Below are 26,333 nucleotides of genomic sequence, written 5' to 3'. Positions count from 1 at the left end.
GCTAGTCCTCGTGCTCCTGGGACTCCGCGCGGACCATCGCGAGGAGGATCTCCCGGAGCGTGGCCACCTGCTCGGGGGTCAGTCCGCGCGTCGCCATGTCCTCACCGATCTCCCGCCGGGCGGCGTCGAGGACCGCGACGCGTCCGGCGTCGGTGAGCTGGACGAGGCGTCGCCGCGCATCGTCGGGGTCGTCGGCGCGCAGGACGTACCCCAGGCGCTCGAGCCGCGCGACGACGCGGCTCATCGTCTGCTCGGTGACGTTCGAGGCGAGGGCCAGCTCCCGCTGCGAGTGGTCCTGGGCGAGCAGCGCGAGGAGCACGGGGGTGTTCGCGTGGTTGAGGCCCCAGCCGTCCAGGTGGGCGTTCCAGCGACGCTCGAGGTTCCGCGCGACATGGGAGAGCAGGCGTCCGGTCGGCCAGCTGGTGGCGTCCTCGGTCACGTGGTGGTCCTCCCGGTTGCAACGACGTGCGTGATAGCCAATAGTACTCAGCATGCTGAGTAAACGATCCGGCGGCGTGGTCCGCGGCCTCATCATCCTCGTCGCCCTGGCCGTCTGGCTGGGGATCGGCGCCGTCGGCGGCCAGGCGCAGGGCAAGCTCAGCTCCGTGCAGACGAACGACGCAGCCGCGTCGTTGCCCTCGAGCGCCGAGTCGACCAGGGCCGGCGAGCTCGCAGCCGAGTTCGTCGACCAGGAGTCGCTGCCCGGGCTCGTCGTCGTCACCAGCCAGGACGACGAGCCGCTGACGCCCGAACAGCTCGCCGTCCTCGAGCAGTTCGCCCAGTCGCTCGGGGCCGCGCCGATCCCCGGGGCAGGGGAGGGCGACCCGGCGACGGTCGGTGACGTGCTCGCTGCACCACCCGTGGTCATCCCCTCCGAGGACGGTCTCGCCGCGCTCGTCACGGTGAGCATCGACGCGAGCCAGACCCAGAGCCCGCTCGCGGACGGCGAGGCGGTGATCCCCGTCGTCGTCGAGGAGATCCGCGGACTGCTGGCAGAACAGCTCGAGGGAACAGGGCTCAACGCCTGGGTCACCGGGCCCGCCGGGTTCGTCGCGGACCTCGTCACCGCCTTCGGTGGTATCGACACCGTGCTGCTGCTCGTCGCGCTCATCGCCGTGCTCGTCATCCTCGCGGTCGTCTACCGCTCGCCGATCCTGCCGATCATCGTCATCCTCACCGCGGTGTTCGCGCTGTGCCTCGCGGGACTCGTCGTCTACCACCTGGCGGACGCCGACCTGCTCGTGCTCAACGGGCAGGCGCAGGGCATCCTCTCGATCCTCGTCGTCGGTGCGTCCGTGGACTACGCGCTGCTCATCGTCGCCAGGTACCGCGAGGAGCTCCACAGGTACGAGAGCCCCGCCACGGCACTCGCAAAGTCGCTGCGAGCGTCCTTCGAGCCGATCCTCGCGAGCGCTGGCACCGTGATCGCCGGGCTGCTGTGCCTCCTGCTGTCCGACCTCGCGTCGAACCGCAGCCTCGGACCCGTCGCCGCCGTCGGGATCGTCGCCGCGGTCCTCGCCGCGATGACGTTCCTGCCCGCCCTGCTCCTCGTCGGCGGCAAGCGGTCACGTGCGGTCTTCTGGCCCCGCCGCCCCCGGTTCGAGGGTGCCACCGCCGAGAGCGTCGTCGACGAGGGGAGCCGCGGCGGCCTGTGGGCACGGATCGCGACGTTCGTCGCCAAGCACGACCGCCCCGTGTGGATCACCACCGCTCTCGTCCTCGCCGCGTGCGCCGCATTCGTCCCGACCCTCGACGCCCGGGGCACGGGCGAGTCGGACGTCTTCCTCACCCAGGTCGACGCCGTCGACGGCGAGGAGGTGCTCCTGGAGCACTTCTCGGGCGTGAGCACGCAGCCCGTCATCGTCATCGCTCCTGAGGCCCAGGCGGACGAGGTGCTCGACGCCGCCGCGGCGGTCGACGGTGTCGAAGGTGCAGCGCTCGTCACCGAGGGCAGCACGGGTGCGCCGGGCGCCCCCGCGCAGGGGCCGCCCACGGTCGTCGACGGCCGGGTACGCATCGACGTCACGACGACGGCCCCGTCCGACACGCAGGAAGCGGTCGAGACCGTGGGCGCCCTGCGCGACGCCGTGCACGACGTCTCCGACGACGTGGTCGTCGGTGGGGCTGCGGCGGAACGACTGGACACCCAGGACGCGGGAACCCGCGACCTCACGGTGATCGTCCCCGTCGTGCTCGTCGTCATCCTCCTCATCCTCATGCTGCTGCTGCGGTCCGTCGTGTCCGCGCTCATCCTCATGGCGGCGAACGTCCTGTCCTTCGGTGCGGCGCTCGGTGTGTCCGCCATCGTGTTCAACCACGTCTTCGACTTCCCGGGCGCGGACCCGACGGTCCCGCTGTACGCCTTCTGCTTCCTCGTGGCGCTCGGTGTCGACTACACGATCTTCCTCATGACCCGGGTCCGGGAGGAGACCAAGCAGCACGGCACGCGGGACGGCGTCACGCGCGGACTGCGCCTCACCGGCTCGGTCATCACGTCTGCCGGCATCGTGCTCGCCGCGACCTTCGCCGCTCTCGGCATCATCCCGCTGCTCTTCCTGGCCCAGCTGGCGTTCATCGTCTCGTTCGGTGTGCTGCTCGACACCCTCGTCGTGCGCAGCCTCCTCGTGCCTGCCCTTGTCCACGACATCGGCCCGAAGGTCTGGTGGCCCTCGGCACTCGCCCGCCGCGAGGACGACGACGCTGACGACCGGAGGAACGCCACTACCGTGGACGCATGAGCGACCACGTGCACGAGCCCGGCCGCAACCGGACGGCAGACGAGCGCGGCCTGAGAGTCGGTCTCGTGGGCTACGGGGGAGCCGGGCGTGGCATCCACGCCCGGCTCATCCGTGACGCGGGCTACGCGGTGACGGCAGTCGTCGTCCGCTCCCCGGAGCGGGTTCGGCACGCGCGCGAGGACTGGCCGGACGTGGCGGTCCACGAGACCCTCGAGGCTCTGCTCGCCGACCGCGACAGGTACGACCTCGTCGTCCTCGCGAGCCCGAGCGCCCTGCACGAGGCCCACGCCGCTCAGGTCGTGTCGGCGGGTGTGCCGTTGCTCCTCGACAAGCCGATCGCGCTCACAGCAGACGGCGCCGAACGGCTCGTCACGCTCGCGGACGAGACCGGTACGCCCTTCACCGTGTTCCAGAACCGGCGGTGGGACCCGGAGCAGCTGACCCTGCGCGAGGTGCTGACCTCCGGGGCGATCGGCGACGTGCACACGTTCGAACGGCGGTGGGAACGGTGGCGCCCCGTCCCCCAGGACAGGTGGAAGGAGAACGACCCGGTCGGTGGCGGGCTCCTGCTCGACCTCGGGACCCACCTCGTGGACTCGGCGGTGCAGCTCTTCGGTCCGGCGACCAGCGTGTACGCCGAGCTCCGTGGCCTGACGACACCCACCGAGGACGACGTCTTCCTCTCCCTGGAGCATGCGCCCGTGGGGGAGCGGCCCGCAGTGCGCAGCCGCCTGTGGGCCGGGTCCGTCGTCGGGGCACCGGGGCCGCGCACCCGGGTGCTCGGGACCGGCGGGGCATACGTCGTCACGAGCTTCGAGAGCGATGCCTCGCCGTTCGAGGAGATGGACGCGACAGCCGCCGCGAGCTCCGAGGGCTGGATCGCCCGAGGGCGGGAACGGGTGCGCGTTCCTCGGGCGCCCGGGGGGCACGGTGACATCTACCCGGCGGTCGCGCGGTGGCTCCGGGGTGACGGCTCTGCTCCCGTCGACCCGGCGGAGACGGTCGCGACAGCGCGCGTGCTGGACGCTGCGCGGACGAGCGCCAGGACGGGTCGACGCATCCCTGTCTGAGTGAGGCCTGTGGACAACAGCATCTCGCGCACCGGATCCGGTGGGATGGGGGCATGCACTCCGACTCCCGTGCGGCACCGGCGCTCGCCCCCGCCATGCTCGACGCGCTCCGCGCCGCCGGGTACCGTCCCGAGCCGGACGGCGCGTCCGACCCGCCCGCGCTCGCATGCCGGTACGCGGTGCTCGGACCGCAGGACGCCCGGCTCGATCTCACGGTCCTTCCGGCTCCCGACCCGGACACGCGCGGGCAGTCGATGCGACGCCTCGAGACGTGGCACGAGGTCGACGACCCCGCGCTGGAGCGTCTCGTCGACGTCGTCGACCTGGGTCAGACGGCACTGGGCCTCGTCACGCCCCGCAGCACCGGCCCGACGCTCGCGCGGCTCTGCGCCGACGAGGGCGCCCTGTCCGCGGGCCGTGCCAGCACGCTCCTCGTCGTCCTCGGTCGGGCGCTCGCGCTGCTCCATCACGCCGGAGACTCCTACGGGGTGCTTGTCGCCGAGCGGATCCTCATCACGAACGGTCGGCCTGTCCTCACGCTGCCGCTCCCCGACCGGGGTGGCGTGCTCCCACGTTCGGCCAGCGAGGACGCCTACCACCTGGCAGCGCTCGTCGACCCCCTCCTCGTCGCGGCCCATGACGTGGGGAGCTCGCCCGAGGACAGGCGCGTGGTGCGCGCGTTCGGCCGGCTGCTCGTGTCTGCCCTGGGCGACGCCGAGGACAGGCCGGGCGTCGGCACCCTGGCGAGCCGCAGCCACGACCTCGTGCCCTGCCAGCCGTTGCTCGCCGCGTCCCCGCCGGTCGACCCGGACCACGGAGCACCGGACCGGACGATCGCTACTCTCCGCCGATCGTCGGCGCAGGTCAGCACACGGCCGCGGCTGCGGCGTCCCGTCGGTGCTCTCAGCACTCTCGGCGTGGTGGTGCTGGTGGTCGCGGGACTGCTCGTCGTCCCCACGTTGCGGCTCGGCAGCGGTGCGACGCCGGCGCCGACCGGCGGAACCGCCAGCACCGCGTGGGCGGGCACGGGCGCCGACCGTGGGCACGCCCGACAGGGCGCGAGTGCGGCTGGGAGTGCGGGGGCGCCGGAGGACGACCACGCGCAGGACCCGGACGAGCAGGTGGACCCGGCGCGCGCGGCCGCGGACCTCACGGTGGCGCGCTTCGACCTCGTCACCGATCTCGCCGGCGCGGGCGCGACGGGTGACGACGTGGCCTGGTCGGACGTCGTCGTCATCGGTTCCGCTGCCCACACGCAGGCGGACGCCCTCGTCAGCTTGCTCATCACCGACGGCATGACGATCAGCGGACTGAGCGTGACCGTGACGAGCGCGGAGGTCGTCGAGCACGACGCGGGCGCCGCGTCGGTGGCGGTCGGCTACACGGTGAGCGAGCACGCGGTCCGCACGGCGCTCGGCGCCCGCGTCGTCGGTGCCAGCGAGCACCACGCCGTGCTCGGACTCGTCCAGGTGCCGGTCACCGGTGCGACGCAGCCTGCGTGGCGCGTCGCGTCTGTCACCGAGGCGGTCTCCGGTGCAGGCGCGTGAGCCGAGCAGCCGCGGTGGAGCGCGCACGCACCGCCATCACCCAGCCGACCGCACCCAGCGGGCCGCGCTGTCGATGTCCGGGTGATCGAACCGGAAGCCGGCGTCCTGAAGAGCGCGAGGCAGGACACGCTGAGACCCGAGGATCTCCGAGGAGAACTCGCCGAGCGCGAGCCGCAGCGCCCACGCCGGCACGGGGAGCGCGGTCGGCCGGTGGTAGGCCCGGCCCAGAGCCGCGACGATCTCCCGGTTCCGCACGGGCTGGGGTGCCGTGAGGTTCACGGGACCGGCGATCGGCGCGTCGATGAGGAACCGCAACGCCCGCACCTCGTCCTCGAGCGTGATCCAGCTCCAGAACTGCTGTCCTGATCCCAGCCGCCCACCGAGCCCCAGCCGGACGAGGGGCAGGAGGCGCCCGAGCGCGCCGCCGTGCGGTGCGAGGACGATCCCGGTGCGGGCCAGCACCACGCGGACGCCCGCAGCACTCGCGGGAGCCGTGGCCGCCTCCCAGTCACGCACGACGTCTGCGAGGAAGCCGTCCCCCGGAGCTGTCTCCTCGGTGAGCACCTCGTCACCCCGGTCCCCGTACGCGCCGATGGCGGATGCCTGGACGAGGACGGTCGAGCGGCTCCGGCTGTCTGCCAGCCGACGCGCGAGCAGGTCCGTGGTCGCCGTGCGCGACTCGAGGATCGCGGCCTTCTGGCTCGCCGACCACCGACGGTCTCCGACCCCGACGCCCGCGAGGTTGACGACGGCCGACGCGCCATCGAGCGCCGTCGGGGGAAGCGTCCCCCGTGCAGGGTCCCACTGGATCTCCGTGGCGCTGCGGGCGGGGCCGCGCACGAGGGTCCGCACCGTGCTCCCCTCACGGCGCAGGGCAGCCACGAGCGCGGTACCGATGAGGCCGTGCGAGCCCGCGACGACGACTGTGGGGTGGACGCTCGCCTCATGGACCATCTCGCCAGCGTAGGACCCGGCCGCCGGACCGGCTCGGCGGAGCTGTGCGCGAGCACGAGAGGCCCCCGACCGTGCGGTCGGGGGCCTCTCGTGGTGTCAGGTGGTGCCGCGCGTCAGAGTCCGACCTCGGACTCGAACGCACCGTCCTCGATGCGCTTCTTGATCGCCATGAGGTACCGGGAGGCGTCCGCACCGTCGACGAGACGGTGGTCGTAGGACAGGCTCAGGTAGCACATGGAACGGATCGCGATGACCTCCGCGCCGTCCGCATCGGTGATGACGACCGGGCGCTTGACGATCGTGCCGGTACCGAGGATCGCCGACGTCCCGCCGGGGACGATCGGCGTGTCGATGAGGGCGCCGCCGGAGCCGGTGTTCGTGATGGTGAACGTGGCTCCACCGAGCTCGTCCGGCGTGACCTTGTTGGAACGGGTCCGCGTCGCGAGGTCAGCGATCTTGCGGGCGATCCCGCCGAGGTTGAGGTCCCCGGCATCCCGGATGACCGGGACGAGGAGCCCGCGCTCGGTGTCGACCGCGATGCCGATGTTCTCCTGGGCGTGGTAGGTGATCGTGTCACCCTCGAGCACCCCGTTGACCTTCGGGTGAGCCTTGAGGGCCTCGACCGCGGCCAGCGTGAAGAACGGCAGGAAGGTGAGGTTCGCGCCCTCGCGGGCCTTGAAGGTCTCCTTCGCCTTGGCGCGCAGGCGCGCGACCCGGGTGACGTCGACCTCGACGACCGTCGTGAGCTGGGCCTGCGTGTGCAGGGCCTCGACCATGCGCTCCGCGATGATCCGACGCAGTCGGCTCGCCTTCTCCGTCGTCCCGCGCAGCGGGGAGACGTCGGGAACCGCGGCCGACGTGGCGGACGGAGCCGGAGCTGCGGTCGCCTGGGACGACGCAGCGGCCTTCTCGGCCTCTGCCTGCTTGGCGCGCTCCGCGGCGGCGGCCGCCTCGAGGACGTCCTCCTTGCGGATGCGACCGCCGACACCGGTGCCGGTGAGGGACGTCACGTCGACGCCCTTCTCGGCAGCCAGCTTGCGGACGAGCGGCGTGAGGTACACGCCGCCTGCGGGCGACGACGCCGGCTGGCTCTGCTCGGCGGGGGCCGCGGGTGCCTGCTCGGCGGGGGCTGCGGGCTCCTGCTGAACGGGCGCCGGTGCAGCCTCCTGCGCGGGCTCGGGAGCTGACTCCTCGGCTGCCACGGGCAGCGCCTCGCCGGCGGTGGTCTGCGCGGGCTCGGCGGTCGAGGCCGTGCTCGCGGGAGCCTCGTCGGCCGCAGCCGGTGCAGCGCCGGAGCCGACGATGGCCAGGACGGTGCCGACCTCGACGGTCTCGTCCTCCTGGACGAGGATCTGCTGGACCGTGCCTGCCACGGGTGACGGCACCTCGGTGTCGACCTTGTCGGTGGACACCTCGAGAAGGGGCTCGTCGACCTCGACGGTCTCGCCGACCTGCTTGAGCCAACGCGTGACGGTCCCCTCGGTGACGGACTCGCCCAGGGCCGGGAGCTTGATCTCCTCGCCGGCGGCGCTTCCGGCGTCGGCCGGGGCGGGCGCGTCAGCGGGGGCGTCCTGCGCGGCAGGCGCGGACTCCTGCGCCGGGGTGGGCGACTCGTACCCACCACCCGCAGCGGGAGCCTGGCTCTCGGTCGACTCCGCCTGAGCGGGCTCCGGGCGGGACTCCTCGGTCTGCTCCGGCTCAGGCGACGCGGACTCGTCGCTGTCCGAGCCGGACCCGATCACCGCGAGGGGAGCGCCGACCTCGACGGTCTCGTCCTCCTCGACGAGGATCTTCTCGAGCACGCCAGCGAACGGCGAGGGGATCTCGGTGTCGACCTTGTCGGTCGAGACCTCGAGCAAGGGCTCGTCGAGCTCGACGGTGTCGCCGACCTGCTTGAGCCAGCGGGTAACGGTGCCTTCGGTGACTGATTCACCCAGGGCGGGCATCTGCACGTTGTCTGGCATGACCTCTCCGGTCTCCTTCGATCGCTTGGTCAGTTGTGGGCGTGCAGGGGCTTGCCGGCCAGGGCCAGGAAGGCCTCTCCGAGTGCCTCGTTCTGAGTGGGGTGTGCGTGGACGAGCGCTGCGACGTCCTCGGGGTAGGCCTCCCAGTTGACGATGAGCTGCCCCTCCCCGATGAGCTCGCCGACGCGGGCGCCGATCATGTGGACTCCGACGACGGGCCCGTCCTTCTGGCGGACGAGCTTGATGAAGCCCTGGGTGGCGAGGATCTTGCTCTTGCCGTTCCCGGCGAGGTTGTACTCGAGGACCTCGACGGAGTCGGCGCCGTACTGCTCCTTGGCCTTGACCTCGGTGAGGCCCACGGACGCGATCTCCGGGTCCGAGTAGGTGACGCGCGGGATGCCGGACTCGACGATCGGCGCGGGGTTGAGACCGAGGATCTGCTCGGCGACGAAGATGCCCTGGGCGAAGCCGCGGTGGGCGAGCTGCAGGCCGGGGACGATGTCTCCGACAGCCCAGATGTTGCCGACGCCCGTGTGGAGCTTCTCGTCGGTGATGACGAACCCGCGGTCGAGCGTGATGCCCTGCTGCTCGTAGCCGAGGTCGGCGGTGCGCGGTCCACGACCGACGGCGACGAGCAGGAGCTCTGCGTCGAACGTCTTGCCGGACTCCAGGGTGACGTGGACGCCCGAGTCGTCCTGGGTGACGCCGGCGAAGCGGTCGCCGAGGTTGAAGGCGATGCCACGCTTGCGGAACGCACGCTCGAGGCTCTTGCTCAGCGACTCGTCCTCGGCGGGGACGAGGTGCGGGAGGCCCTCGATGATGGTGACGTCGGCGCCGAAGGAGCGCCAGACGCTCGCGAACTCCGAACCGATGACGCCGCCACCGAGGATGATGACGGACTTCGGCACGGTGTCGAGCTTGAGCGCCTGGTCGGACGTCATGACACGGCCGCCGATCTCGAGGCCGGGCAGCGAGCGCGAGTAGGAGCCGGTGGCGAGGACGACGTGCTTGCCGGTGTACCGGGTCCCGTCGACCTCGACCGCGTCCTGTCCGACGAGCTTTCCGTAGCCCTCGACGACGGTGATGGCACGGGACTTGATGAGTCCCTGGAGGCCCTTGTAGAGGCCCGAGACGACGCCGTCCTTGTACTTGTTGACGCCCTCCATGTCGATGCCCTTGAGCTCGGTGTTCACCCCGAAGTGGCTGCCGTCGCGGGCGTTGTCGGCCAGCTCTGCCGCGTGCAGGAGAGCCTTCGTGGGGACGCAGCCGTAGTGGAGGCAGGTCCCACCGAGCTTGTCCGCCTCGATGAGGGCGACCTTCTGGCCCAGCTGGGCGGCCCGGAGCGCGGCCGCGTAGCCTCCGCTCCCTCCGCCCAGGACGACGATGTCAAACTCGGTGCCGGGGGTCTCGGCCACGTGCAGCTCCTTAGGCGCAAAAGGGTTCGGTACGGTCTCCATCTTGTCATCAAGGTAGCCCTGCCCCAAGCGCGGTGCCGGTCTTTCGGGCGTCGCGGGCTGTGACGCTCAAGACACCCCGCACCTGGGGCGGTGAGAGCCGGACGACGATCAGCCCGCCGTTCGGGTGGCGGAGCTGCCGGGGGACCAGGACTCGAGGTAGGAGAGCAGGGTGCGGACAGCCACTCCGGTCCCTCCCTTGGGCGTGTACCCGTGGGGTGCGCTTTCGTTGAAGGCTGGGCCCGCGATGTCGAGGTGCGCCCACGGGGTGTCTCCGACGAACTCCTTGAGGAACAGACCGGCGACGAGCATGCCCCCGAACCGTTCCCCGATGTTCGCGAGGTCCGCGACGGGGGAGTCGAGGCTCGCGCGGAGCTCGGCCGGCAGCGGCATCGGCCAGAACTGTTCACCGGCCGCGCCAGCCGCAGCGACGACGTCGGCGCGGACGTCGTCCGTCCCCATGACCGCAGAGACCCGGTTGCCGAGGGCGACCATCTGCGCGCCGGTGAGCGTGGCGACGTCGAGGATGACGTCGGCACCGTCCTCCCGCGCGGCCACGAGCCCGTCGGCGAGCACGAGGCGGCCCTCGGCGTCGGTGTTGAGCACCTCGACGGTGGTGCCGCCACGGACGGTCAGCACGTCAGAGGGACGCTGGGCGGTGCCTGACGGCATGTTCTCGGCGAGGCAGAGCCACCCTGTGACGGCGACGGGCAGCTCGAGCCGGGCCGCGGCGAGCACCGTGTGGAGCACAGCCGCGGCACCGGCCATGTCGGACTTCATGGCCTCCATGCCCTTCGCAGGCTTGAGCGACAGGCCGCCCGAGTCGAAGGTGATGCCCTTGCCGACGAGCGCGACGCGACCTGTGGCGCGAGCGGGGGAGTAGACGAGCTTGACGAGCCGGGGGCCGCGGACCGATCCCATGCCGACACCGAGCAGCCCGCCGTAGCCGCCGGCGGCGAGTGCCTTCTCGTCGAGGACCGTGACCTTGACCCCGGTGCCGCGGGCCGCGCTGCGTGCGGCCTCCGCGAAGGCACCCGGGTAGAGATCGTTGGGCGCCGTGTTGACGAGGTCGCGCGTGCCATGGACGGCACGCGCGACAATCTCGGCGCGCGCGCCGGCGTCCGTGACGGCGGCGGTCCCCGCGAGCGGCGTGACGATCGTGAGGTCGCTCACCGGCGTGCCTGCGGTGGCTGCCTCACCCGTGCGGTACGTCCGGTAGGCGTAGGCGCCGAGGAGCGCTCCCTCCGCAACCGCTGCCACGTCGGCGACCTCGGCGCCGGGCAGCGCGACGGCGACGCTGCCTCCGCCGGCGAGCGACCGCACGGCCGCCCCCGCAGCGCGGCGCAGGGTCTCCGGCGTCGCCGGGGAGGTGCCGAGACCGGCGAGCACGAGAACGCGTGCCGCCAGGCCGTCGCCCGCCGGGAGCCGCGTGATCGACTCGGCGTCCGAGCGCACCCCGAGCACCCGGAGCTGGTCCGGTGCGAGGGCTGCGAGCACGCGTGCCGGGAGCGGCTGCGCGGAGACGACGGAGAGCGCGTCGCGCGTCCCGGTCACCCCGACGACGAGGGCCTCGGTCGCGATCGTGCTGATGTCTGTGCTGGTGAAGGAGATGTCTGCCACCGCTCGATGGTAACCCTCGGACCTGCCCGCAGGACCGGGCGGCATACGGCCCCGGCAGCGCGAGCGGTAACCTCGTCCTGTGTTCGCACCCCTGACCATCCTCATCGCGGCCGTGGCCCTCGCCCAGGCCGGCTGGGCGACGTGGTTCGTCATCCAGGACCGCGCTGTCGTCCTCAAGCAGCTCTGGGGTGCGGCGGTCGTGGAAGGTCTGCTCGTCGTCCAGGTGATCGTCGCCGCAGGGATCCTGCTCACGGGGTCGTACGACGTCCGGGCGGGCGAGCTGTGGGGCTACCTCCTCACGGTCCTGCTCATCCTCCCGTTCGCCGCTGCCTGGGCGTTCGCGGAGCGCACCCGGTGGAGCTCGGTCGTCATGGTGGTCGCCGCACTCACCGTCGTGTTCCTCGAGTTCCGTCTCACCCAGGTCTGGGCAGCATGAGCGCGCCCCCGTCCGCCCCGCAGCCCCACGGGCCCGCGTCCACGGCCAGCGGCTTCGGGCGCCTGCTCGTCCTCGTCTACGGGATCCTCGCGCTCGCGGCGACCGTCCGCGGCGCCTACCAGCTGATCTCCGACGGGTCCCAGGCGCCGGTGCCGTACTCCCTGTCGCTCGCGGCCGGCATCGTCTACATCGTCGCCACCGTGGCCCTGGCCAAGGGCACAGGGCGCTGGCGCACCGTGGCGTGGGTCGCGTGCGGGACGGAGCTCGTCGGGGTGCTCACCGTGGGTGTGCTCACGCTCGTCGACCAGGCGGACTTCCCCGACAGCACCGTGTGGTCGGCATTCGGCCAGGGGTACGGATACGTCCCGCTGGTCCTGCCGGTGATCGGCCTCGTCTGGCTCCTGCGCACCCGGGAGGGCGCCACCCGGTGACCGACGTGCGGCGCGCGCGCCCGCCCCGTCCTGCCCCACCCGCTCTGCACGACGACCCGACCGAAGGACATCCAGCGGCCATGATCTACCCTCTCCTCTTCAACGCCGTCTTCAGACGGATGGACCCTGAGCGCGCCCACACGGTCGCTTTCCGCCTCATCGCCGGTGTCGGGCGGGTGCCCGTCCTCGCGGGCGTCGTCCAAGGTGCGCTCGCGCCGTACCTGCAGCGGGGCCCCGGGGTCCGCGTGTTCGGGCGCCGCGTCCCGGCGCCCTTCGGGCTGGCCGGTGGGTTCGACAAGAATGCGGAGGCCGTCCGGGGCCTGACGATGCTCGGCTTCGGGTTCGTCGAGATCGGCACCGTCACCGCGCAGCCGCAGCCGGGCAACGAGAAGCCGCGGATGTGGCGGGAGATCGAGCTCGGGGGCGTCCGCAACAGGATGGGCTTCAACAACGGGGGAGCGGCGGAAGCCGCGCAGCGGCTCCGTGACCTGCGCTCGACGAGGTCCGGTCGCGCGATCTTCGTCGGGGCGAACATCGGCAAGACGAAGGTCACCCCGGCTGCGGAGGCCCCCGGTGACTACGCGACGAGTGCGAGCCTGCTCGCCCCGCTCGCCGACTACCTCGTGGTCAACGTCTCCTCCCCGAACACTCCCGGGCTCCGGGACCTGCAGTCCGTCGACGCGCTCCGGCCCATCCTCGTCGCGGTCCGGGCAGCGGCGGACCGGGCGTGCGAGTCCGCGGGCCGCCCCCGCATCCCGCTCCTCGTGAAGATCGCCCCCGACCTTGCGGACACCGACATCGACGCCGTCGCCGACCTCGTCCTCGAGCTCGGCCTCGACGGAGTCGTGGCCGTGAACACGACGATCAACCACGACCTCGGGCCGGGTGGGCTCTCGGGCTCGCCGCTCCTCGAGCGCGGGCTCACGGTCGTGGCCCGACTGCGGGAGAGGCTCGGTCCGGGCACGGTCATCATCGGTGCCGGTGGCATCCGCACCGCTGCAGACGCTCGCGCCTACCTCGACGCGGGCGCTGACCTCACGCAGGGGTACACGGGCTTCGTCTACGAGGGTCCGCTGTGGGCGCGCCGGGTCAACACGGGGCTGCTGCGATGATCCCCCCGCGGTGGGTGTGGCAGATGGTCGCCGCTGACGGTTCCGTGCTCGAGGAGCCGATCAGCCCGGTGTTCACCACCCAGTACGACGCCGAGCAATGGCTCGGAGAGCAGTGGCGTGGGCTGGCGGAGCAGGGTGTTGCGGAGTCTCGCCTGCTGCACGACGGGAGGCAGGCGGCCACGGCCGTGCGCCTGTCGACGCACGTGCCGTGACCGCTGCTCGCTGACCCGTGGGCTACGGGCGCTGCTTCGGGGCTCCCTCTGCGGTCTTGCCGGCGTCGCGCTCGACGACGTCGCCGAGGATCTCGTCGATCCGTGTCATCAGCTCCGCGGGGATCTCGACCCCGGACGCCTTGACGTTCTCGGCGACCTGCTCGGGCCGCGATGCGCCGATGAGCGCGGCGGCGACGTTCTGGTTCTGCAGCACCCAGGCGACCGCGAGCTGCGCAAGAGTGAGGCCCAGCTCGTCCGCGACCGGCCGCAGGTTCTGCACGCGCTCGAGCACGTCGTCGCGCAGGAAGCGCTGGATGAAGCTCGCGCCACCCTTCTCGTCCGTCGCGCGCGACCCGGCAGGAAGCTCGGCGCCCGGCCGGTACTTCCCGGACAGGACACCTTGGGCCACGGGCGACCACACGATCTGGGAGATGCCGAGCTCCTGCGACGCGGGCACGACCTCGTCCTCGATGACGCGCCACAGCATCGAGTACTGGGGCTGGGAGGAGATGAGCTGGAAGCCCAGGTCCGTGGCGAGCGCGTGGCCCGCGCGGAGCTGGTCCGCGGTCCACTCGCTCACGCCGATGTAGAGCGCCTTGCCCTGTCGGACGATGTCGGCGAACGCCTGCATCGTCTCTTCGAGCGGGGTCTCCGTGTCGTAGCGGTGCGCCTGGTAGAGGTCGACGTAGTCGGTGCCGAGGCGCCGCAGGGACCCGTTGATGGACTCGAGGACGTGCTTGCGGGAGAGGCCGGAGTCGTTTGCGCCGCCCGGACCCGTGGGCCAGTAGACCTTCGTGAAGATCTCGAGGCTCTCGCGCCGCTGACCGGCGAGAGCGTCGCCGAGCACCTGCTCAGCAGCCGTGTTGGCGTAGGCGTCGGCGGTGTCGAAGCTCGTGATGCCCGCGTCGAGCGCGGCGTGGACGCATGCGGTGGCGGTGTCGTTCTCGACCTGCGAGCCGTGCGTCAGCCAGTTGCCGTAGGTGATCTCCGTGATCTTGAGACCGGAGTTGCCGAGGTATCGATAGTTGACCATCTCACGACCCTAACCACGCCGTGCGGGTCGTGCTCGCGGGCGCGAGCGGTCAGGACGGGTACTCACCGTGCTTCACCATGGGCTTGGGCAGGCGGGCACGACGGATCTGGAACGCGCGCATGACCGCGTACATCGCCGTCCCGCGGACGAGGTGCTCCTCGCCGAACTTCGCGATGAGCCGCTTCTTGAGCATCCGCCACATGATGAACGCATCGGCGATCGCGAGGAGCACCACGAGGTAGAGCGCGACGATCGCGCCGAGGGCGATGTAGGCGTTCTGCTGCGCGGCGAACGTCACGACGAGGAACAGCGCCGCGAGGAAGAGGAAGATCTCGCCGATGTTCCAGCGGGCGTCGACATAGTCGCGGATGTACCGGCGCACGGCGCCCCGGTCCCGGTAGGGCAGGTTCTTGTCGTCGCCCGTCTTCATCGCCTTGTACTCACGCTCGCGGACCTCGCGCTGCTTGGCGCGCGCCGCCTTCGCGGCCGCCCGACGGTCGTCCGGGACGAGCGGACGCTTGTTGGCGGCCTGGGCCTCGCGCCGGGTGGGGGTGGGGCGACCCTTGCCGACCGACTGCTCGATCTCGGCGGCCGTCGCCGTGGCGTCGTCGGGGGTGGCCGAGGTGTCTGGGGCGTCTGAGGGCTTCTTGCGTGAGAACACCCACCGATCGTAGTCGACGCCACGAGCGCCCAGGTGCCCGCGATACGGTGCTGTGATGAGCGACTTCTCCCACCTCCGTGCCCGCGTGAGCGAGCTCTTCCCCGTCCTGCGTGCTGACCTCGAGGCCCTCGTCCGCATCCCGAGCGTCTCCGCCCCGGCCTTCGACCAGGCGCACGTCGCCGCGAGCGCCGATGCCGTCGCAGAGCTCCTGCGCGCTGCGGGCCTCCCCGACGTGCAGGTGCTCAGCGCCGGTGGGAGCAGGCCCGCGGTCGTCGGGCGCCGGCCGGCGCCCGACGGGGCGCCGACGGTCATGCTGTACGCCCACCATGACGTGCAGCCCCCGGGCGAGCGCGAGCACTGGACGAGCGAGCCGTTCGAGCCGCAGGAGCGCGCGGGCCGTCTGTACGGACGTGGCGCCGCTGACGACAAGGCGGGGATCATTGCGCACCTGGGTGCGTTGCGGGCCCTGGGAGACGATCTCGAGGTCGGGGTGACCGTCTTCGTCGAGGGCGAGGAGGAGATCGGCTCGCCCGCGTTCGGGGCGTTCCTCGCCGAGTACGAGTCGCTCCTGCAGGCCGACGTCATCGTCGTCGCCGACTCCATGAACTGGAAGGTCGGGGTGCCGGCGCTGACGACGTCCCTGCGCGGGCTCGTCGACTGCGAGGTCGAGGTCACCGTGCTCGACCACGCGGTCCACTCGGGCATGTACGGCGGCCCGGTGCTCGACGCCGTGACGCTCCTCTCCCGGCTGATCGCCACCCTGCACGACGACGACGGCTCGGTCGCGGTGGCGGGCCTGGCCAGTGGGCCGGACCCCACGGTCGACTACGACGAGGCCGAGCTCCGCGCCGACAGCGGTCTCGTCGAGGGCGCGACGCTGGCCGGGACCGGTCCGCTCTCCGCTCGGATGTGGACCCGCCCTGCCCTCGCCGTCATCGGTCTGGACGCGCCGGCGGTGGCCACGGCGTCGAACACGCTCGCACCGCGCGCGACGGCCAAGCTCTCGCTGCGCATCGCGGGCGGCCAGGACCCTGAGGAGGCCTTCGCGGCGCTGCAGGCCCACATCACCTCCCACGCACCGTTCGGCGCGCAGGTGGTCATCCGCCCTGGTGAGCTCGGTCGGTCGTTCCAGGCGCCCGCCGACTCCGCGGCGATGCAGACGGCACGCGCGTGCTTCGAGCAGGCATGGGGGACTGCGCCGGTGGACATCGGCATCGGGGGTTCCATCCCGTTCATCGCCGACCTGCTCGACGTCTACCCGGACGCCGCGATCCTCGTGACGGGGGTCGAGGACGCTGACTCTCGCGCGCACGGCGCCGACGAGTCCGTCCATCTCGGGGAGCTCGAGAAGGTCGTGCTCGCCGAGGCGCTGCTGCTCTCCAGGCTCGGGCGTCGGTCCTGACGCGGACGCCCGGGCCCGTTCGTGCCCGGGCGTCGCGACGTCAGGAGCGGTGGGCGATGTCCAGTGCGCGTGCCCAGGCGAGCACGTCGTCGGGCAGCGTGGGCGTCTGCGGCGGTCCGCCGAGCAGCTCGACGACGTCGGGCGCGGGGACCCGGGTCCCGCCCTTGCCGAGGAATCGGGCGGCGACGATCGCCCGCGCGGCGAGCTCTCCGCGGACGGTCACCACCTGTTCGAGGTAGGCCAGCCGTGGGTCCCACCCCAGGACGCGCGTCGTGATGACGACGGGCTGCCAGAGCGTGAGCGAACGCTTGTACAGGATCGTCGATGCGGCAACCACCGGGTACCAGCCGCGAGCGTTGAGGGTCGGCATCGCGCCGCAGTCGGCGATGAGGTTGCTCCGCGCGGCGTCCATCATGTTGAGGTACACCGCGTTGTTCACGTGGAGGTAGATGTCGAGGTCGCCGGGCCGCACGCGGGTCCGGGTGATCGACGGGTCGAGCAGCGTCTGGCCCGGGACGGGGCGGCGTGGACGGAACGTGGCGAGGGCGAGCGCGATCTGGCGGGTCACCATCGCACGGTACTACGAGTAGCAGGTATCCAGGCGTAGGCGGACTCGGACCCGGGGGCCGGGCCCCGGTCGGTCCGGGAGGTCGGGGGACCGGCGTCCGGCGAGGCCGGCTCCGCTCAGAGTCCGGGCAGCGCGAGCATCTGGTCGAGCGCCACCCGCGCCCAGTGCGCGTCGTCAGGGTCGACGACGATCTGGTTGACGAGCCGCCCGGCCACGAGAGACTCCATGACCCACACGAGGTGCGGGAGGTCGATGCGGTTCATCGTCGAGCAGAAGCAGACGGTCGAGTCCAGGTAGTGCACCTGCTTGTCCGGGTGCGCACGCGCGACGCGGCGCACGAGGTTGAGCTCGGTGCCGATCGCCCATGCCGACCCTGGTGCCGCGGCGTCGAGCGTCGAGATGATGAACTCGGTCGATCCGACGAGGTCGGCAGCCTGCACCACCTCGTTCTTGCACTCCGGGTGCACGAGCACGTTGACGCCCGGAACCGCAGCACGGATGTCCGCGACGTTGCGCTCCGAGAACCGCCCGTGCACGGAGCAGTGGCCGCGCCACAGGATCATCCGTGCGTCACGGAGCTGCTCGTACGTGAGCCCGCCGTCCGGCTTGCGGGGGTCGAACACGACACAGTCCTCAGGGCGCAGACCGAGCTTGAGCAGCGCGGTGTTGCGTCCCAGGTGCTGGTCGGGCAGGAACAGCACCTTGCCCGTGCCGTCGACACCGCCGACCTGGTCGAACGCCCACCGCAGCGCGACCTCGGCGTTCGACGAGGTGCACACCGTTCCCGAGTGCCTGCCGGTGAACGCCTTGATGGACGCGGAGGAGTTCATGTACGTCACCGGAACGGTGGCGTCGACGATGCCCGCGTCCGCGAGGACGTCCCAGCACTCCTCGACCTGGTTGATCGCGGCCATGTCCGCCATGGAGCATCCCGCGGCGAGGTCCGGCAAGATCACCCGCTGGTCGTCCGAGGTGAGGATGTCCGCGCTCTCAGCCATGAAGTGCACGCCGCAGAAGATGATGAACTCGGCCTCCGGGCGGGCAGCCGCCTCGCGGGCGAGCTTGAACGAGTCCCCGGTGACGTCCGCGAAGTCGATGACCTCGTCGCGCTGGTAGTGGTGACCCAGGACGAACGCACGGTCTCCGAGTGCCGCGCGGGCAGCCCGTGCGCGGGCGACGAGGTCGGGGTCGCTCGCGGCCGGCAGCTCCCCCGTGCACTCGACACCCCGCTCGGACGCGAGGTCGCGACCCTGGCCGAGGAGGAGAAGCGCGGGCGATGCCTGGGGCTCTGCGAAGGTCGAGTTCACGAGGGTGCTCACGCGCGCCATCATCTCATGGTGCTCCGTGCCCGGAGAGGGCTCTCGTGCGCGAGGATGGCACCATGCACGTCCTCGTCGTCGCCGACTCCTTCCCGCCCGCTCCGACGGGGGACGTCGCGCGTGCGGTTGCGTCCGGGTGGCTGCGTGGTGCTCCGCACGACGTCGTGGCGGGACTCGGGCTGCCCGACGGCGGACGCGGAGTCGTCCCGCTCCTCGCCGAGGCTCTCGGCGTCGGCCTGGACGCCGACGGGCTCCTTGTCGTCCGCGGGACCGGCGGTGACCGCACGGCGTACGTCGAGCGCCGCGACGGTGCCACGTCGCAGTCTCTGGGCGCGCAGGTCGCTCACGCGCTCGACTGCGGTGCGACCCGGGTCGTCGTCGGGCTCGATGCCGGGCCCGCGCCCGGGCAGGTGCCGGACGGCGGGGCAGGCCTGCTCCTGACGCTCGCCGCCCAGCAGGGCTCCCAGGCTGCGGCCTCGATGCTCGCAGGCCTCGAGGAGTCGACGGCGCAGCACGCGCAGGGCCCCGGGCCGACCCGTCCCGGTGCCGCACGAGCGGTCATCGATCTCCTCGGAGCAGACCCGGCCACCTGGCACGAGGTGCTCGTCGCCGCGCACCGACGGCTGGCCGGGGCGGACCTCGTCGGCGCTGTCGCGACCGACATCGCACTGCTCGGTCTGCACGGCACGAGCGCGGGCGCGGCCCGGGCGGGCGTGCTCGACGACGAGACCGCGCAGGAGCTCGAACGTGCGCTCGGTCACTATGCGCACGCCCTGCGGGAGGGTGTGCCAGGCCCGCGCCAGCTCCTGCCGCTCGCAACCGCCCGCAGCGCGTCGGCGGCATCCCGGTCGTCGGCCAGCACGGCCGGCGCCGGAGCCGGCGGCGGAGCGGGGTTCGCGCTCGTCGCGCTCGGGGGCCGGCTGCTCCCAGGACCAGGTGTCGCGGCGTCGGCCGTCGACCTCGACCGACGCGTCGCGTCGGTCGACCTCGTCGTCGCCGTCCGGGGCGAGCTCGATGGCGCGACCTTCGAGCTCACAGCCGTGCGCGAGGCCGCACGAGCAGCTGGCGAGGTGGGGATCCCGTGCCTCGTCGTCGCAGGTTCCTCGCTCATGAGCACGCGGGAGTACTCCGCGCACGGCATCTCCTCGCTCCACACCGTCGTTGGCCGGGGAGCGGTCCCGCTCGTCGAGGAGCCCGGTCCCGGCGAGCTCCTCGACGACCTCGGCAGGTGTGCGGAACGCCTGGCCCGGACCTGGTCCCCGAGCAGGCTCGCCGGCACGACCCGCTGAGGGCTTACGCTGGTGGGAACAAAGCGTGAGGACGCGTGGTTGAACCTCACGCTGGCACCACCCGACGAGAGATGCGCCTGGCGGGGCCGCAACCGGGTTCCCGGGCACCGCCGCACACCCGTCTATTTTCTTCATTGTGGGGAGACACCATGACCGAGACCACCGAGACCGCGACCCACGGGGTCCTGCTGACCGACGTCGCCGGCCAGAAGATCCGCGACCTGCTCGAGCAGGAGGGCCGTGACGACCTGCGTCTGCGCGTCGCTGTCCAGCCGGGCGGCTGCTCGGGCCTCATCTACCAGCTGTACTTCGACGAGCGTGTGCTCGACGGCGACGCGCTGCGCGACTACGACGGCGTCGAGGTCGTCGTGGACAAGATGAGCGTGCCGTATCTCGACGGCGCGACGATCGACTTCGCTGACACGATCGAGAAGCAGGGCTTCACCATCGACAACCCCAACGCGGGCGACGGCTGCGCGTGCGGGGGCTCCTTCAGCTGACCACCCGCTGACGGACGACACCCGCCCGCACGCGGACGACAGGGCCCGGATCGCACGATCCGGGCCCTGTCGCGTTTCCGTGCCCTGTCGCGTTCCGGGACGACGGGCTGGTGATCCGCGAGACGCGCAGCGTGAAGAGAGCAGACGGGTGAGCGCGATCAGCCCCGTGGGGCACCGGCGCCCAGCTCGACGGTCAGCGCGAGGTGCCCGCCGTCGCCGTCGTGCTCACGCGCGGACGCGACGACCGCGTGACCCCGCATGCGAGCCCAGGCCGGGACATCGTGCTCCGCTGCCGGGTCTGTGCTCCACACGACGACCAGTACTCCCGCCGGGAGGTCGCGAGCGGCCGCGGCGAGCCGGATCACCGGCAACGGGCAGCGTAGGCCGCGGGCATCCACGACGTGGGCGTCGCTCACAGGCCCTGCGCACCGAGCATGCTGCGGACGCCGGCGACGACCTCGGGGAGGGCGTCGAGGAAGGCCTCGATGTCGGCGGCGGTCGTCGTCCGGTCGAGCGCCAGACGCACGTTCCCGTGGGTGAGCACACCCATGGCGGCGAGCACGTGGCTCGGATCGAGCGTCGTCGATGCGCACGCGGACCCGCTGCCCACCGCGAAGCCCGCCCGGTCCAGCGCCGAGACGAGCGCCTCGCCGTCGGCATAGAGGCAGGAGAACGTCACGACGTGGGGGAGCCGGTCCACCGGCTCTCCGACGACCTCGACGTCAGGGATGTCGATGACCCGGCTGCGGACGAGGTCGACGAGCTCCCGGCGCCGGACGGCCTGCGCGTCGAGGTCGTCCTGCGCCGCCTCGAGCGCCGCCGCTGCTGCGAAGGCGAGCGGAACGCTCACCCCGCCCGGGAACCACGCGTCGGCATCCTCCGGCCAGTCCGCCGCCCACCGCACGGAGGGACGGACCGCGAGCACGCCGATCCCCGCGAGACCGCCCCAGTCAGCCGGATCTGCCGCGAGGACGTCCCACGCCTGCGGTACCGCGACGTGTCCGATCGCGGCTCCGGCGTCGACGAGGAGCGGGACGCGGGCAGCACGTGCCGCCGCATGGACCGCGTCGAGCGGTTGCAGCGTCCCGACCTCGCCGTTCGAGTGCTGCAGCGCCGCGAGCGCGACACCGGGCACGAGCGCACCGGCGAAGACCTCTGCGTCGACCTGGCCCGTCCGAGTGACGGGGATGCGCACGTGCGCGGGGACGTGCGCGTTCGTCACACCGGATCCGCGCACGTCGACCCGACCGGGCCCGGTGACGAACGAGGCGGCATCGAGCACCGCCGATCGCTCGACCGCTGACGTGACCACCGTCCCGCCTGCACGCCGTCGGCCGCGGACGACACCGCGAACCGCTGCGTGCAGCACCGCCGTGTGCGAGGGACCGAAGTGCACCTCCTGCGTCCGGACCCCGAGGCTGTGCGCGACCGACTCGCGCGCAGCCCCCAGGAGCGCCGACGCGCGCCGCGACTCGGACGACAGCCGGCGCGGGTCGGCCCACCCCTCGCCGAGAGCCTGCTCGAAGGCGAGGCGGGCGCGTTCGTGGGGGTGGGCGCTCCCGCCGGCATCGAGGTGGACGCGCGTGGGGGACGCGCCGAGAGCGGTGCCGTCAGTCACGCGACCACCGTATCGGTTGGGGCGCGAGAGAGGGTGACCGGGCATTCGTCACACCGCAACCGGCGTCGTGCGGGCCTGCGCACGACCGGTTGCGCGATACGCTTGGCGCTGTCGAGGACGAAGGTCCTGCTCGCTGCCCTTTTTCCGGGGGTCGGACGACAGGACGCGAAGTGAAAGGCCCTCCTTTGCGCTCGGAACGCCCCACCCGCAGTCGGCGGACACAAGGCAGGCTCCTCGGAGCCGCCGTGCTCGTCGCGCTCGCAGTATCCGGATGTTCCCCAGAAGCCCAGCGTGGCTTCCTCCCGGGGTTCACCGACGGACCTGTGACGAACCAGACCGACACCTTCACATCGATGTGGGTGGGCTCGTGGATCGCTGCCATGATCGTCGGCATCATCACCTGGGGCTTGATGCTCTGGTGCGTGATCGTGTACCGCAAGCGCAAGAACGACGAGGTGCTGCCGGTCCAGACCCGCTACCACCTGCCGCTCGAGATCATGTACACGGCGGTGCCGCTCGTCATGGTCGGCGTGCTCTTCTTCTTCACCGCCCGCGACCAGGCCGAGATCCGCGACACGTCCGCTGAGCCGGACCTCACCATCCAGGTGATCGGCAAGCAGTGGAGCTGGGACTTCAACTACGTCGACGATGACGTCTACGACTCCGGCGTCCACGCAGAGCGCCCGGGTGAGCTGACCGAGACGCTCGGCGCCCCTGGGACGAGCCCCACGCTGCCGACCCTCTACCTGCCCGTCGGGCAGCGGGTCGAGTTCCAGCTCGAGTCCCGCGACGTCATCCACTCCTTCTGGATCCCGGCGTTCCTCGACAAGCTCGACATGATCCCCTCCCGCACCAACGTGTGGCAGGTGACCCCCATGCGTGAGGGCGTCTACGCCGGCAAGTGCGCCGAGCTCTGCGGAGAGTGGCACGCGGGCATGCTCTTCAACGTCATGGTCGTCTCACCCGAGGAGTACGACGCGCACATGCAGGCGCTGGCCGACAAGGGCCAGACGGGCCAGCTCGGTCTCGACCTGAACCGACAGCACGGGATCCCCTCGGGTCCCCGAGAGAGTGAGAACTGATGGCCGCCGCGGCTACGACCACGGTCCCCGGCCTGGCGCCTGCGCGTCAGACGCTCGGACGGACCGTCATCAAGTGGGTCACGTCGACCGACCACAAGGTGATCGGGTACATGTACCTCATCACGTCGTTCATCTTCTTCTGCATCGGTGGCCTCATGGCGCTGGTGATCCGGGCGGAGCTGTTCGAGCCCGGCATCCAGGTGGTGCAGAGCACCGAGCAGTACAACCAGCTGTTCACGATGCACGGGACGATCATGCTGCTGCTGTTCGCCACGCCGCTCTTCGCGGGTTTCGCGAACGTCATCATGCCGCTGCAGATCGGTGCACCCGACGTGGCCTTCCCGCGTCTGAACATGTTCGCGTACTGGCTCTACCTCTTCGGTGGACTCATCGCCTGCGCCGGGTTCTTCACCCCGCAGGGTGCGGCATCGTTCGGATGGTTCGCCTACGCGCCGCTGTCGAGCACGACCTTCAGCCCCGGGCTCGGCGGTGACCTGTGGGTCTTCGGCCTGGCGATGACCGGGTTCGGGACGATCCTCGGAGCCGTCAACTTCATCACGACGATCATCACCATGCGCGCGCCGGGCATGACGATGTTCCGGATGCCGATCTTCACGTGGAACACGCTCGTGACGAGCCTGCTCGTGCTCATGGCGTTCCCGCCGCTCGCCTCCGCGCTGTTCGCTCTCGGAGCGGACCGCCGCCTCGGTGCGCAGGTCTTCAACCCCGAGAACGGAGGAGCGATCCTCTGGCAGCACCTCTTCTGGTTCTTCGGCCACCCCGAGGTGTACATCATCGCCCTGCCGTTCTTCGGCATCGTCAGCGAGATCTTCCCCGTCTTCAGCCGCAAGCCGATCTTCGGCTACAAGGGGCTCATCTACGCGACCATCGCCATCGCCGCCCTGTCTGTGACCGTGTGGGCGCACCACATGTACGTCACCGGCGCGGTGCTGCTGCCGTTCTTCTCGTTCATGACCATGCTCATCGCGGTGCCCACCGGGGTGAAGTTCTTCAACTGGATCGGCACGATGTGGCGCGGCAAGCTCACGTTCGAGACGCCGATGCTCTGGTCCATCGGCTTCCTCGTGACATTCCTCTTCGGTGGTCTGACGGGCATCATCCTGTCGAGCCCCGTCATGGACTTCCACGTCTCTGACTCCTACTTCGTCGTGGCGCACTTCCACTACGTCGTCTTCGGGACCGTCGTGTTCGCGATGTTCGCCGGGTTCTACTTCTGGTGGCCGAAGTTCACGGGACGCATGCTCAACGAGCGCCTCGGCCGCCTGCACTTCTGGCTGCTGTTCATCGGGTTCCACATGACGTTCCTCATCCAGCACTGGCTGGGCGTCGCCGGAATGCCGCGGCGTTACGCCGACTACATGCCGGAGGAGGGCTTCACCTGGATGAACCAGGTGTCGACCGTCGGTTCGTTCATCCTCGCCGCCTCGACCCTGCCGTTCCTGTGGAACGTCTACATCACGTGGCGCAACGCGCCCAAGGTGACCGTGGACGACCCGTGGGGCTTCGGGTCGTCGCTGGAATGGGCCACGTCGTGCCCGCCGCCGCGCCACAACTTCGTGTCGCTTCCGCGGATCCGCTCCGAGCGTCCCGCCTTCGACCTGCACCACCCCGAGGTCGCGGCGATGGACTACCACCAGCCCAACAAGGGCATGCTGGACGTCATCTACGGTGAAGCGGACCGTCGCGGCGAGCAGGAGGATGCCGCACGGCGCGTGTCGGACTCCTCGACCCCTGACACTCCGACCGACAGCGAGGGCACCCGATGAAGATCGAGAGCAAGTTCTTCACCTACCTGGCTCCGTTCTTCCTTCTCGTCGCGGTCGTCTACGGGCTCTGGAGCCGGTGGGAGCCCGTCGGCACGACGGCGCTGTTCCTCACGACCGGGCTCGTCGCCATGATCGGCTGGTACCTCATGTCGACCGCGCGTCGTATCGACGCGCGGCCGGAGGACGACCCTGAGGGCGAGATCGCTCAGGGGGCGGGGGAGCAGGGCGTCTACGCCCCCTGGAGCTGGTGGCCCCTCGCCATCGGGGCCGGCGCGGCGATCTGCTTCCTGGGACTGGCCGCAGGGTGGTGGATCTTCGGCATCGGCGTGGTCTTCTCCATCATCGCGCTCGTCGGCTGGGTGTTCGAGTACTCGCGTGGGCTCCACGCCCACTGATCGGCGTGACCGGGCCTCAGCCCGGTAGAACGCGGCACCGCGCGCAGCGCATCCAAGAGGCCCTCCCGTCGCGGGAGGGCCTCTTTTCTCATGCGGTGCGCTCCTCGCCCGACGGGACCCGCCGCAGACTGGGAGGCACGCGCTCTCACCCGGGCGCGGGATCTCGACGGCGCGCGCTAAGTGCGGCGGGAGAGTCCCAGCACGCCCCAGGCAGGGGGCCCCGGCAAGGGCGGGGCATACACGGAGGCGCCGGGACGGGTCGGTAGAGGCCCCAGGGGCGAACGCGGTGCTGAGGACGACGAAAGCACCTCCCGGGGGGGAGGTGCGGTGCTGAGGACGACGAGAGGCACCTCCCGGGGGGAGGTGCCTCTCTGGTGTGGTGCAGCGCCGGACGTGAAGACGTCCGTCACGTCATGTGTCAGGCCGGGACGATGAGCCCTGCGGTCTGGCTGCGGGCACGGTCGAAGCGCGCCGCCGCGTCAGCCCAGTTGACGATGTTCCACCACGCGGCGATGTAGTCCGCACGGACGTTCGCGTAGTCGAGGTAGTAGGCGTGCTCCCACACGTCCAGCAGGACGATGGGCACGAGGCCCAGCGGGATGTTTCCCTGCTGGTCGTACAGCTGGACGATGATGAGCTTCTGGCCGAGGGAGTCCCACGCGAGGATGGACCAGCCGGATCCCTGCACGCCCGCGGCGACCGCGGCGAAGTGCTTCTTGAACGCGTCGAAGGAACCGAAGTCCTCGTCGATGGCAGCAGCGAGCTCACCCTGCGGCTCGCCGCCCTCGGGGGAGAGGTTGGTCCAGAACGCGGAGTGGTTGACGTGGCCGCCGAGGTTGAACGCGAGGTTCTTCTCGTGGAGGTTGACCGCTGCGAAGTCGCCCTTCTCACGCGCCTCGGCGAGCTTCTCGAGGGCGGTGTTCGCCCCGGTCACGTACGCCTGGTGGTGCTTGGAGTGGTGGAGCTCCATGATGCGACCTGAGATGTGCGGCTCGAGCGCACCGTAGTCGTAGCCGAGCTCGGGCAAGGTGTAGACAGCCATTGCGAAGTCCTCCTGGTGCGTCTTCCACGGCAGTGCTGCCGTGACTCACTGGAAAATAAAATACGAGTGGCCCGTGAACGTGGCCTCATCCGAGGCGGT

At 71.2% G+C, this 26,333-nt stretch carries 25 protein-coding genes; 13 read left to right on the top strand and 12 right to left on the bottom strand.

Annotated elements, in window-relative coordinates:
• Position 1: 1 nt before the first annotated feature.
• Positions 2 to 439, bottom strand: a complete 438-nt coding sequence (locus AC2AXK_RS07350; protein WP_484344701.1) for a MarR family winged helix-turn-helix transcriptional regulator — start codon at positions 437 to 439, stop codon at positions 2 to 4.
• Positions 440 to 491: 52 nt separating this feature from the next.
• Between AC2AXK_RS07350 and AC2AXK_RS07345 the strand changes: the two genes are divergently transcribed.
• The 3 genes from AC2AXK_RS07345 to AC2AXK_RS07335 are packed head-to-tail and all read left to right on the top strand — an operon-like array spanning position 492 to position 5,355.
• A complete protein-coding gene (locus AC2AXK_RS07345; RefSeq protein ID WP_484344700.1) occupies positions 492 to 2,738 on the top strand; it encodes an MMPL family transporter in 2,247 nt (748 codons plus the stop codon).
• Positions 2,735 to 3,808, top strand: a complete 1,074-nt coding sequence (locus tag AC2AXK_RS07340) for a Gfo/Idh/MocA family protein (RefSeq protein ID WP_484344699.1) — start codon at positions 2,735 to 2,737, stop codon at positions 3,806 to 3,808. Before AC2AXK_RS07345 ends, AC2AXK_RS07340 begins: the two co-directional genes overlap by 4 nt.
• Positions 3,809 to 3,861: 53 nt before the next feature.
• On the top strand, positions 3,862 to 5,355 hold the full coding sequence (locus AC2AXK_RS07335; protein WP_484344698.1) for a hypothetical protein: 1,494 nt from the start codon (positions 3,862 to 3,864) through the stop codon (positions 5,353 to 5,355).
• Between the two features lie 36 nt (positions 5,356 to 5,391).
• Here the strand turns inward: AC2AXK_RS07335 and AC2AXK_RS07330 are convergent, their stop codons facing one another.
• The 4 genes from AC2AXK_RS07330 to AC2AXK_RS07315 form a co-directional block, all read right to left on the bottom strand.
• Positions 5,392 to 6,309 (bottom strand): TIGR01777 family oxidoreductase, encoded by a 918-nt coding sequence (locus tag AC2AXK_RS07330; RefSeq protein ID WP_484344697.1) that lies wholly within the window; start codon positions 6,307 to 6,309, stop codon positions 5,392 to 5,394.
• A 113-nt stretch (positions 6,310 to 6,422) separates the two neighbouring features.
• Positions 6,423 to 8,273 (bottom strand): 2-oxoglutarate dehydrogenase, E2 component, dihydrolipoamide succinyltransferase, encoded by a 1,851-nt coding sequence (gene sucB / locus AC2AXK_RS07325; RefSeq protein ID WP_484344696.1) that lies wholly within the window; start codon positions 8,271 to 8,273, stop codon positions 6,423 to 6,425.
• Between the two features lie 29 nt (positions 8,274 to 8,302).
• On the bottom strand, positions 8,303 to 9,688 hold the full coding sequence (gene lpdA, locus AC2AXK_RS07320; RefSeq protein WP_484344695.1) for a dihydrolipoyl dehydrogenase: 1,386 nt from the start codon (positions 9,686 to 9,688) through the stop codon (positions 8,303 to 8,305).
• 150 nt (positions 9,689 to 9,838) lie between these two features.
• Positions 9,839 to 11,347 carry a leucyl aminopeptidase gene (locus tag AC2AXK_RS07315; RefSeq protein ID WP_484344694.1) on the bottom strand — a complete coding sequence of 503 codons (1,509 nt, stop codon included), beginning with the start codon at positions 11,345 to 11,347 and terminating at the stop codon, positions 9,839 to 9,841.
• A gap of 79 nt (positions 11,348 to 11,426) precedes the next feature.
• Here AC2AXK_RS07315 and AC2AXK_RS07310 point away from each other — a divergent pair, with 79 nt between their 5' ends.
• The 4 genes from AC2AXK_RS07310 (at position 11,427) to AC2AXK_RS07295 (ending at position 13,538) form a co-directional block, all read left to right on the top strand.
• Positions 11,427 to 11,783, top strand: coding sequence for a hypothetical protein (locus tag AC2AXK_RS07310; protein ID WP_484344693.1), 357 nt, complete (start codon positions 11,427 to 11,429; stop codon positions 11,781 to 11,783).
• A complete protein-coding gene (locus tag AC2AXK_RS07305; RefSeq protein WP_484344692.1) occupies positions 11,780 to 12,214 on the top strand; it encodes a hypothetical protein in 435 nt (144 codons plus the stop codon). Before AC2AXK_RS07310 ends, AC2AXK_RS07305 begins: the two co-directional genes overlap by 4 nt.
• An 80-nt stretch (positions 12,215 to 12,294) precedes the next feature.
• A complete protein-coding gene (locus AC2AXK_RS07300) occupies positions 12,295 to 13,326 on the top strand; it encodes a quinone-dependent dihydroorotate dehydrogenase (RefSeq protein WP_484344691.1) in 1,032 nt (343 codons plus the stop codon).
• A complete protein-coding gene (locus tag AC2AXK_RS07295) occupies positions 13,323 to 13,538 on the top strand; it encodes a hypothetical protein (protein WP_484344690.1) in 216 nt (71 codons plus the stop codon). Before AC2AXK_RS07300 ends, AC2AXK_RS07295 begins: the two co-directional genes overlap by 4 nt.
• Before the next feature lie 22 nt (positions 13,539 to 13,560).
• Here AC2AXK_RS07295 and AC2AXK_RS07290 read toward each other — a convergent pair whose 3' ends face one another.
• Positions 13,561 to 14,571, bottom strand: coding sequence for an aldo/keto reductase family protein (locus AC2AXK_RS07290; protein WP_484344689.1), 1,011 nt, complete (start codon positions 14,569 to 14,571; stop codon positions 13,561 to 13,563).
• 49 nt (positions 14,572 to 14,620) lie between these two features.
• Positions 14,621 to 15,232 carry a DUF3043 domain-containing protein gene (locus AC2AXK_RS07285; RefSeq protein ID WP_484344688.1) on the bottom strand — a complete coding sequence of 204 codons (612 nt, stop codon included), beginning with the start codon at positions 15,230 to 15,232 and terminating at the stop codon, positions 14,621 to 14,623.
• Between the two features lie 55 nt (positions 15,233 to 15,287).
• Between AC2AXK_RS07285 and AC2AXK_RS07280 the strand changes: the two genes are divergently transcribed.
• Complete coding sequence (locus tag AC2AXK_RS07280; protein ID WP_484344687.1) at positions 15,288 to 16,634, top strand: M20/M25/M40 family metallo-hydrolase; 1,347 nt, start codon at positions 15,288 to 15,290, stop codon at positions 16,632 to 16,634.
• Between the two features lie 40 nt (positions 16,635 to 16,674).
• On the opposite strand, the gene AC2AXK_RS07275 is transcribed toward AC2AXK_RS07280, so the two are convergent.
• Together AC2AXK_RS07275 and nadA are read right to left on the bottom strand one after the other, a co-directional pair.
• Complete coding sequence (locus AC2AXK_RS07275; protein WP_484344686.1) at positions 16,675 to 17,205, bottom strand: acyl-CoA thioesterase; 531 nt, start codon at positions 17,203 to 17,205, stop codon at positions 16,675 to 16,677.
• 113 nt (positions 17,206 to 17,318) lie between these two features.
• Positions 17,319 to 18,530 carry a quinolinate synthase NadA gene (gene nadA / locus AC2AXK_RS07270; RefSeq protein ID WP_484344685.1) on the bottom strand — a complete coding sequence of 404 codons (1,212 nt, stop codon included), beginning with the start codon at positions 18,528 to 18,530 and terminating at the stop codon, positions 17,319 to 17,321.
• Between the two features lie 53 nt (positions 18,531 to 18,583).
• Here nadA and AC2AXK_RS07265 point away from each other — a divergent pair, with 53 nt between their 5' ends.
• Together AC2AXK_RS07265 and AC2AXK_RS07260 are read left to right on the top strand one after the other, a co-directional pair.
• Complete coding sequence (locus tag AC2AXK_RS07265; RefSeq protein ID WP_484344684.1) at positions 18,584 to 19,810, top strand: glycerate kinase; 1,227 nt, start codon at positions 18,584 to 18,586, stop codon at positions 19,808 to 19,810.
• Between the two features lie 149 nt (positions 19,811 to 19,959).
• Positions 19,960 to 20,310 carry a HesB/IscA family protein gene (locus AC2AXK_RS07260; protein ID WP_484344683.1) on the top strand — a complete coding sequence of 117 codons (351 nt, stop codon included), beginning with the start codon at positions 19,960 to 19,962 and terminating at the stop codon, positions 20,308 to 20,310.
• Positions 20,311 to 20,468: 158 nt separating this feature from the next.
• Here the strand turns inward: AC2AXK_RS07260 and AC2AXK_RS07255 are convergent, their stop codons facing one another.
• Positions 20,469 to 20,726, bottom strand: a complete 258-nt coding sequence (locus tag AC2AXK_RS07255; RefSeq protein ID WP_484344682.1) for a sulfurtransferase TusA family protein — start codon at positions 20,724 to 20,726, stop codon at positions 20,469 to 20,471.
• Positions 20,723 to 21,928: a cysteine desulfurase family protein gene (locus tag AC2AXK_RS07250; RefSeq protein ID WP_484344681.1), complete on the bottom strand. Its 1,206-nt coding sequence runs from the start codon at positions 21,926 to 21,928 to the stop codon at positions 20,723 to 20,725. Before AC2AXK_RS07250 ends, AC2AXK_RS07255 begins: the two co-directional genes overlap by 4 nt.
• Positions 21,929 to 22,113: 185 nt before the next feature.
• Here AC2AXK_RS07250 and ctaC point away from each other — a divergent pair, with 185 nt between their 5' ends.
• The 3 genes from ctaC to AC2AXK_RS07235 are packed head-to-tail and all read left to right on the top strand — an operon-like array spanning position 22,114 to position 25,192.
• Positions 22,114 to 23,010 carry an aa3-type cytochrome oxidase subunit II gene (gene ctaC / locus AC2AXK_RS07245; RefSeq protein ID WP_484344915.1) on the top strand — a complete coding sequence of 299 codons (897 nt, stop codon included), beginning with the start codon at positions 22,114 to 22,116 and terminating at the stop codon, positions 23,008 to 23,010.
• The gene (gene ctaD / locus AC2AXK_RS07240) at positions 23,010 to 24,797 is read left to right on the top strand and encodes an aa3-type cytochrome oxidase subunit I (RefSeq protein ID WP_484344680.1); all 1,788 of its coding nucleotides are present in this window, start codon (positions 23,010 to 23,012) and stop codon (positions 24,795 to 24,797) included. The genes ctaC and ctaD overlap by 1 nt, the downstream gene beginning before the upstream one ends.
• A complete protein-coding gene (locus AC2AXK_RS07235; RefSeq protein ID WP_484344679.1) occupies positions 24,794 to 25,192 on the top strand; it encodes a cytochrome c oxidase subunit 4 in 399 nt (132 codons plus the stop codon). The genes ctaD and AC2AXK_RS07235 overlap by 4 nt, the downstream gene beginning before the upstream one ends.
• 418 nt (positions 25,193 to 25,610) lie before the next feature.
• Here AC2AXK_RS07235 and AC2AXK_RS07230 read toward each other — a convergent pair whose 3' ends face one another.
• Positions 25,611 to 26,234: a superoxide dismutase gene (locus tag AC2AXK_RS07230; protein WP_484344678.1), complete on the bottom strand. Its 624-nt coding sequence runs from the start codon at positions 26,232 to 26,234 to the stop codon at positions 25,611 to 25,613.
• Positions 26,235 to 26,333 lie beyond the last annotated feature (99 nt).

It is taken from the genome of Sanguibacter sp. Z6_81 (genome assembly GCF_057180625.1).
The sequence above is the reverse complement of the archived record's forward strand: the minus strand, read 5'-3'. Positions and strand labels throughout refer to the sequence as shown.

Coding starts and splice junctions, on each gene's coding strand:
- AC2AXK_RS07345 (WP_484344700.1), top strand. CDS start 492: ATGCTGAGTAAACGATCCGGCGGCGTGGTCCGCGGCCTCATCATCCTC.
- AC2AXK_RS07340 (WP_484344699.1), top strand. CDS start 2,735: ATGAGCGACCACGTGCACGAGCCCGGCCGCAACCGGACGGCAGACGAG.
- AC2AXK_RS07335 (WP_484344698.1), top strand. CDS start 3,862: ATGCACTCCGACTCCCGTGCGGCACCGGCGCTCGCCCCCGCCATGCTC.
- AC2AXK_RS07330 (WP_484344697.1), bottom strand. CDS start 6,309: ATGGTCCATGAGGCGAGCGTCCACCCCACAGTCGTCGTCGCGGGCTCG.
- sucB (WP_484344696.1), bottom strand. CDS start 8,273: ATGCCAGACAACGTGCAGATGCCCGCCCTGGGTGAATCAGTCACCGAA.
- AC2AXK_RS07305 (WP_484344692.1), top strand. CDS start 11,780: ATGAGCGCGCCCCCGTCCGCCCCGCAGCCCCACGGGCCCGCGTCCACG.
- AC2AXK_RS07300 (WP_484344691.1), top strand. CDS start 12,295: ATGATCTACCCTCTCCTCTTCAACGCCGTCTTCAGACGGATGGACCCT.
- AC2AXK_RS07295 (WP_484344690.1), top strand. CDS start 13,323: ATGATCCCCCCGCGGTGGGTGTGGCAGATGGTCGCCGCTGACGGTTCC.
- AC2AXK_RS07290 (WP_484344689.1), bottom strand. CDS start 14,571: ATGGTCAACTATCGATACCTCGGCAACTCCGGTCTCAAGATCACGGAG.
- AC2AXK_RS07280 (WP_484344687.1), top strand. CDS start 15,288: ATGAGCGACTTCTCCCACCTCCGTGCCCGCGTGAGCGAGCTCTTCCCC.
- AC2AXK_RS07275 (WP_484344686.1), bottom strand. CDS start 17,205: ATGGTGACCCGCCAGATCGCGCTCGCCCTCGCCACGTTCCGTCCACGC.
- nadA (WP_484344685.1), bottom strand. CDS start 18,530: ATGGCGCGCGTGAGCACCCTCGTGAACTCGACCTTCGCAGAGCCCCAG.
- AC2AXK_RS07265 (WP_484344684.1), top strand. CDS start 18,584: ATGCACGTCCTCGTCGTCGCCGACTCCTTCCCGCCCGCTCCGACGGGG.
- AC2AXK_RS07260 (WP_484344683.1), top strand. CDS start 19,960: ATGACCGAGACCACCGAGACCGCGACCCACGGGGTCCTGCTGACCGAC.
- ctaD (WP_484344680.1), top strand. CDS start 23,010: ATGGCCGCCGCGGCTACGACCACGGTCCCCGGCCTGGCGCCTGCGCGT.
- AC2AXK_RS07235 (WP_484344679.1), top strand. CDS start 24,794: ATGAAGATCGAGAGCAAGTTCTTCACCTACCTGGCTCCGTTCTTCCTT.
- AC2AXK_RS07230 (WP_484344678.1), bottom strand. CDS start 26,234: ATGGCTGTCTACACCTTGCCCGAGCTCGGCTACGACTACGGTGCGCTC.